The organism is Halalkalibacterium halodurans (assembly GCF_004376175.1).
Classification (GTDB): domain Bacteria; phylum Bacillota; class Bacilli; order Bacillales; family Bacillaceae_D; genus Halalkalibacterium; species Halalkalibacterium halodurans.
Genome location: NZ_SNUY01000003.1, coordinates 2,025 through 8,145, shown reverse-complemented (window position 1 = coordinate 8,145; position 6,121 = coordinate 2,025). Strand labels below are relative to the sequence as shown.

General features: G+C 35.6%; 4 protein-coding genes and 1 pseudogene. 4 read left to right on the top strand and 1 reads right to left on the bottom strand.

Annotation, left to right across the window (positions count from 1 at the left end):
* Nucleotides 1-12 precede the first annotated feature (12 nt).
* The 4 genes and pseudogenes from tnpB (at nucleotide 13) to E2L07_RS01425 (ending at nucleotide 4,185) form a co-directional block, all read left to right on the top strand.
* Nucleotides 13-1,142: pseudogene (tnpB, locus tag E2L07_RS01440) on the top strand (IS200/IS605 family element RNA-guided endonuclease TnpB).
* Between the two features lie 451 nt (nucleotides 1,143-1,593).
* Complete coding sequence (locus tag E2L07_RS01435; RefSeq protein ID WP_134228637.1) at nucleotides 1,594-2,367, top strand: cytochrome c oxidase assembly protein; 774 nt, start codon at nucleotides 1,594-1,596, stop codon at nucleotides 2,365-2,367.
* Nucleotides 2,368-2,617: 250 nt separating this feature from the next.
* Complete coding sequence (locus tag E2L07_RS01430; RefSeq protein WP_134228636.1) at nucleotides 2,618-3,526, top strand: cation diffusion facilitator family transporter; 909 nt, start codon at nucleotides 2,618-2,620, stop codon at nucleotides 3,524-3,526.
* A 398-nt stretch (nucleotides 3,527-3,924) separates the two neighbouring features.
* Nucleotides 3,925-4,185: a cation efflux transmembrane domain-containing protein gene (locus E2L07_RS01425; RefSeq protein WP_338121453.1), complete on the top strand. Its 261-nt coding sequence runs from the start codon at nucleotides 3,925-3,927 to the stop codon at nucleotides 4,183-4,185.
* Between the two features lie 109 nt (nucleotides 4,186-4,294).
* Here the strand turns inward: E2L07_RS01425 and E2L07_RS01420 are convergent, their stop codons facing one another.
* A complete protein-coding gene (locus E2L07_RS01420; RefSeq protein WP_134228635.1) occupies nucleotides 4,295-5,992 on the bottom strand; it encodes an N-acetylmuramoyl-L-alanine amidase in 1,698 nt (565 codons plus the stop codon).
* Nucleotides 5,993-6,121 lie beyond the last annotated feature (129 nt).

The window sequence follows — 6,121 nt, the reverse complement described above, 5'->3', positions numbered from 1 at the left end:
GGTTCGGTTCACATGGAAATAAACAAAGCATTTAGATATCGTATCTATCCAAACAAAGAACAACAAAACCTAATGAATCGAACCTTCGGTTCTTGTCGTTTTGTCTATAACCATTTTCTTAATATATGGAATGAGACATATAAAGAAACAGGAAAAGGTCTTTCGTATGGTAAGTGTTCAAAACAATTGCCGAATTTAAAGTCAACGTACTCTTGGTTAAAAGAGGTTGATTCTATTGCTGTGCAAACTGCTGTAAAAACCTTAGGTGAGGCGTATGATCGTTTCTTTAAGAAACAGAATGATAAGCCTGTATTTAAAAGTAGAAAGCATCCTGTTCAATCGTACACAACTAAGATGACGAACAACAACATCAAGGTAGATGGTAATAAAATTAAACTACCTAAATTGGGTTGGGTTCGTTTTGCTAAATCTCGCGACATTGAGGGTCGGATCATGTCTGTCACTGTGAGACGTAATAGTTCGGGTAAATACTTCATGTCTGTATTAACTGAAACAGAAGTAACTAAACTGCTAAAAGTAAACAATACCGTAGGTATTGACTTAGGGATCAAAGACTTTGCCTCGATGTCTAATGGTGAAGTGGTCGCTAACCCTAAATACTTACGCAAATATGAAGAGAAACTATCTAAATTGCAACGCGTCCTTTCTCGAAAGAAGATCGGCTCTAGCAACTGGCATAAGAACAAAAACAAGTTGCTAAATTACACGAACAAATCAGCAATATTCGAAATGATTTTTTACATAAACTGTCCACGAAGCTCGTTCGCGAGAATCAAGTGATTGCGCTCGAGGACCTAAATGTATCGGGTATGCTTAAAAATAAAAAGTTAGCAAAGTCCATCGCTGATGCGAGTTGGTCAAAGTTTACAACACTCCTTGAGTATAAAGCTAAATGGTATGGTCGTGAAGTTGTGTTTGTTGACCGATTCTTCCCATCGAGCCAAACATGTTCTCATTGCCAAACGAAGAATCCTAAAGTTAAAAACTTAGGTGTCCGTAAATGGAAATGTGAAAACTGTGATGCAGAACATCATCGTGATTGGAATGCTGCAACAAATATAGAGTTAGAAGGATTGCGCCTTCTAGGGATTTCAACCGTCGGTGTGACGGGGATAGCCTAATCAATTACACTCCGTTAGGAGTGGTTACTTAGGAATCCCCTTCCTCAAAAACTTGTTAAAGTTTTAGGTGGGGGTAATTCAAAAGCCGAAAAAGTGTATAGGGTGTTCGGTTGTATTGATTGAATTTAACTCTAACCGTAATAACCCCTTTATGTGCGGATATGTGATTGGCCATAAGACTAACATCAATTGTTTTTAACATGATGTATCCTAATAAATCTCTATCTATTCAGGATTATCATGTTCTAGATATCAAATTGACATTCATAAATAAATTTAAGTAGCCTTAACATTTCAAAAATTTGACCGACCACCCCAGCTTTCTTTACCGTTTTCAAATTTGTCATTAATATATTCAAATGACTATTCAATTATTAACATCGTCCTGTTAAAATAGACAAGCATTATCACATCGGAAAATTCTATATTAAGTTAGAAGGGAACCAAAGATATGACCTATTTATGGAGTGCGGTCTTATTTATTTTCACTTTTTTTATCGTCGTACAATATTTGCAATTAACAGGAAAAAAAAGTAATGAAGACATAACAAAGTGGAGGAAAGCCGCATTTATTTCAGGTGCTTTTCTTTTCTTGATCGCCCAAGCAAACCCTGTATTAGAATGGGCGAACTCTTTATTCTTCGTTTATATGATGCAACAAACAGTCACTTATTTTATTGTGCCAATCCTTATTTTACTTGGTCTGACTGATTCGTTACTAAAACCAATTTATAGTCATAAAAAGGTTACCAGTATATTGAAAATCTTTACAAAACCTTTTGTTATCTTGCCACTATTTAATATTTTATTTTCAATTTATTATGTACCGTTTTTGTTTGATATGATTATGTCTAGTCCGATAAGTCGAGCAGTTTCCATGATAATCCTACTACCACTGTCCTTTTGTATGTGGTGGCCTGTCGTTTCACCAGCTAAAAATAATACCAATACCACATTACAACCAATGCTTAAGATTATCTATATTGTTGGCATGGGGGCTTTTATGACCCCATTAGGTGCATTTATTATTTTTTCAAACAAGGTTCTATATACCACTTATCAATCTTTACCGCAACTTTACAACATTTCCTTAATTAATGACCAGCAAGCTGGCGGAGTTGCGATGAAAATTATTCAAATTATCGTTTATAGTATCATGATTGCTTATTCGTTTTCTGAAGCAGTTAGATTAGACAGAGATCAACCTGAAATGAACTATGAATAAAAGAGTAAATTTGTATTTATCTGGAGAAGACCTACTTAGGATCCTTCTCCTTTTTAATTACGTCATATTAGAATAATGGGTTAGATTAAACGGAAGAAAACGAATTAATTATGGCTAAACAACTAAAACTGAAATTAAAATCCATATATTTGTTGAGGTAAAAGGACGTTTCTCATAATTAATTCACTTCTCACTTTTTTCTAATTCATAATCATGTATACCGCATATATTTATAACTGGAGGGATTTTCATGGGACATTCACATAGTCACGGTGGGCATCACCATCATACGAGTAACAATAAAACGGCTTTAAAACTGTCCTTTTTTCTCATTACTACCTATATGATTGTGGAGGTCATTGGAGGATTACTTACAAATAGTCTGGCGCTTTTATCAGATGCAGGGCATATGCTTAGTGATGCGGCTGCATTAGGGCTTAGTTACCTTGCCATGACTTTTGGTGAGAAAGAAGCTTCTTTTTCGAAAACATTTGGATATAAGCGGTTCGAAATATTAGCTGCTTTTATTAATGGTCTTACGCTTCTACTAATTTCCCTTTATATTTTTTGGGAAGCTTATCGACGTATTCTAACACCACCTGAAGTGATGAGTACGGGGATGCTGACTGTTGCCGTTATTGGTTTACTTGTAAATATTGTAGCAGCATTTATTTTAATGCGAGGAGATAAAGATAAAAATTTAAATGTTAGAAGTGCTTTTCTTCATGTTTTAGGAGATCTACTTGGTTCTGTAGGAGCTATTACAGCAGCTTTATTCATTATGTTTTTTGGTTGGAACCTTGCCGATCCAATTGCAAGCGTTTTAGTTGCGATCCTGATTATTATTAGCGGTTATCGGGTAACAAAAGAATCGATTCACGTTCTAATGGAAGGAGCTCCTGCTCATATTGATGTTGATAACGTAAAAAAATCCTTGCTTTCATTGAAAGGAATAAAAGATGTTCACGACCTACATGTTTGGTCTATCACCTCTGACTTCCTTTCAATTAGCTGTCATATGGTTGTGGAGCAAGGCATTGATCATTCAGAAATGTTATCAATAGCTAACAAAACACTACATGATGAATATCATCTTGAACATACGACTATTCAAATTGAAGATGATGAGCGTACATGTAAGGCAATCCACTGTAACTAACAATATAACCGAACTCGTTAACTGGGTTCGGTTTTTACGTGTTTATAAGTGCATGCATCTGGAAGTTTTCATTGAATATTAATCATACGAATTTAGAACGCGTGGTCTTTCGTTTACAGGTGTTACCTGTCGTTAGTCGCCGCTTACATGTTAAAACATATACATTTTTACCTTAATCATCTAAGAATCAGAACAATTTGATGGGATCGTTGTTTAGTTGGTCTAGAATGATTCACTATTAGCTAATTATGTTTTTATAATAAAGCTTGAGGGTACGTTAGCAACAAAGGAGTATGAAAAAAATGAGTACCCACAATCAAAACAACTAACAACCACCAAAACATTGGATTAGTATTTTTATTAAACACCCTCTTTGCCAATATTGAAGGCATTGGGGGATTCTAACAGGAAGTATTCTCATTATCTCTGACGCCATTCATGATTTTGCCGATTCCCTTTCTCTTGGTATCTCATGGTACTTACAAAAGAAATCCAATCATAAGGCCGATTCTACCTTCACGTTTGGATACAAAAGATTCTCTTTACTAGGTGCCTTATTGAATACAGTTGTTTTACTAACCGGCTCTTTATTTGTACTGTATGAAGCTGGGAAAAGACTTTTTAATCCCTTTAGACATCGCAAAGGCAATGAAGGCTGATGTTGTAAAAATGAAAGACGGGGATTACTAATGCTGCGAGTGTAATTGTACATAAAGAAGATAACAAAAAATGAAGCCTGTAATTATTCACAGGCTTCAAATCAACTGATTACCATCTATAATAATCTTTAATTCCTTCGAGGATCGCAGAAGCTGCCTTTTCATTGAATTCGGATTGCTTCATTATTTCTGCATCGCCACTATTGGTTACAAACCCCAATTCAACCAATACACTTGGCATGTTTGATTGACGAATGACTGCAAAGTTTGCTTCCTTGACTCCTCGATCTTTCATTCCGAGTTCTTCCACAAGGCGTTTATTAATTTTTTCTGCTAATTCTTCACTTTCCTCATTTGAATAAGCGCTATTCCAATATGATTCTAGACCATTAGCAGAAGATGAGACTGCGGAATTTGCATGAATACTGACAAAAACGGACGCATTTGCATTATTTGCGATTTTTGCTCTATCATTCAATTCTATAAAACGGTCATCACTTCTTGTTAATATCGGTTTTGCATCAAGTTCTTTCAGCTTTTTCTCAAGAACCAGTCCTACATCTAAGACTATGTCTTTTTCCTGCAAACCGTGTCCATTCGTTCCTGGATCTTTTCCACCATGACCAGGATCGATAGTTATAACAACGTCTTGAAGATTCTTCTGATTCATGTCACGAATAGCTAAGTAATCGCTATGTATGTACGCCCAACTATCATTTTGCTTAATTAACGCCCATTTACCCTCATATTCATAAATTTCGACTACATCATTCATTTTTAATTTCCCTAATGAAGTAGAATTTGAAGATGGTTCTTCTCGAAGATGTAAAGAAGCAGTTGTTACACGTCCCACGTCAATTACCTTTTTTTCTGATGAATTGGGAGTTTTTGATTCTGTTTCATTTGCTGTCAGCTTAGTTATGTAATCCTTATGGACATAACCCCAACTTTGTAAATATTTTATTTTTTTCCAATCTCCAGTTTCTTCATACACATCAACCGTCTCGCCAAGTTTTAGGCGACCAAGAACAGAGCTATCAGTCGAAGGCATTAAGCGTACATTTAAGGTTGTGCTTGTATTAGAAACCCTCCCTTGATATAAACGTATCATCGTATCTTCAATACGAAAAGTAGGTTCAATTGACCGAGCGATAAATACGGAAAATTCTGATCTCGTTGCTGCTTTATTCGGTTGAAATTCTCCCTCAACTTTAATGATTCCGTTCGCTTCTAGTGCGGCAATATGGTCTGCTGCCCAATGGTCGGTTTTTACGTCAGTAAATTTTGTTGAAATAGTGCTTTTAAGTTTAAAAGATCTTGAAATAATAGTAGCCACCTGTGCTTTGCTAATTTTCTCATTTGGACGAAACTCACCGTTTATACCAACAAATATTCCTAAAGCTGCAGCTTGTTCGATCGCTTCAGAAGCCCAATGATCTGTTGACACATCTGGAAATGTAGGACTTTCGACTTTTTTACCACCAACCTGAAGGGCATTTGTCATGATAATAGCAGCTTGTGCTCTAGTAATTGTAGAATTCGGCTTAAAACTGCCCCCAGGATATCCTTGGATAATCCCCTTTTCGTTTAAAAAAGTTATTTCATCATGTCCCCACGCACTAGTTGGTACATCATTAAATCTTAGTTCCTCAGCTGAGACAAGAATTTGATTTGAGGAGAAATTTGACAATGATATTATAACGAAAAGGAATATCAAAATAACTTTATTGATGACGTAAAATATTTTGTGTAAGCCCTTGAAAACATAAAAATAGGTAGGGTATCCTCGGAATTGTCTAGATTCCATAAGAGAGGAGTAATCCCTACCTATGTCATCAAGTATAAACAATTCCGACTTCACAAATCAACTGGAAGAAATCATAAAATCATTTATTCAAGAAAGACTTGAAATCATCATGAAAGCAGAACTGGATAA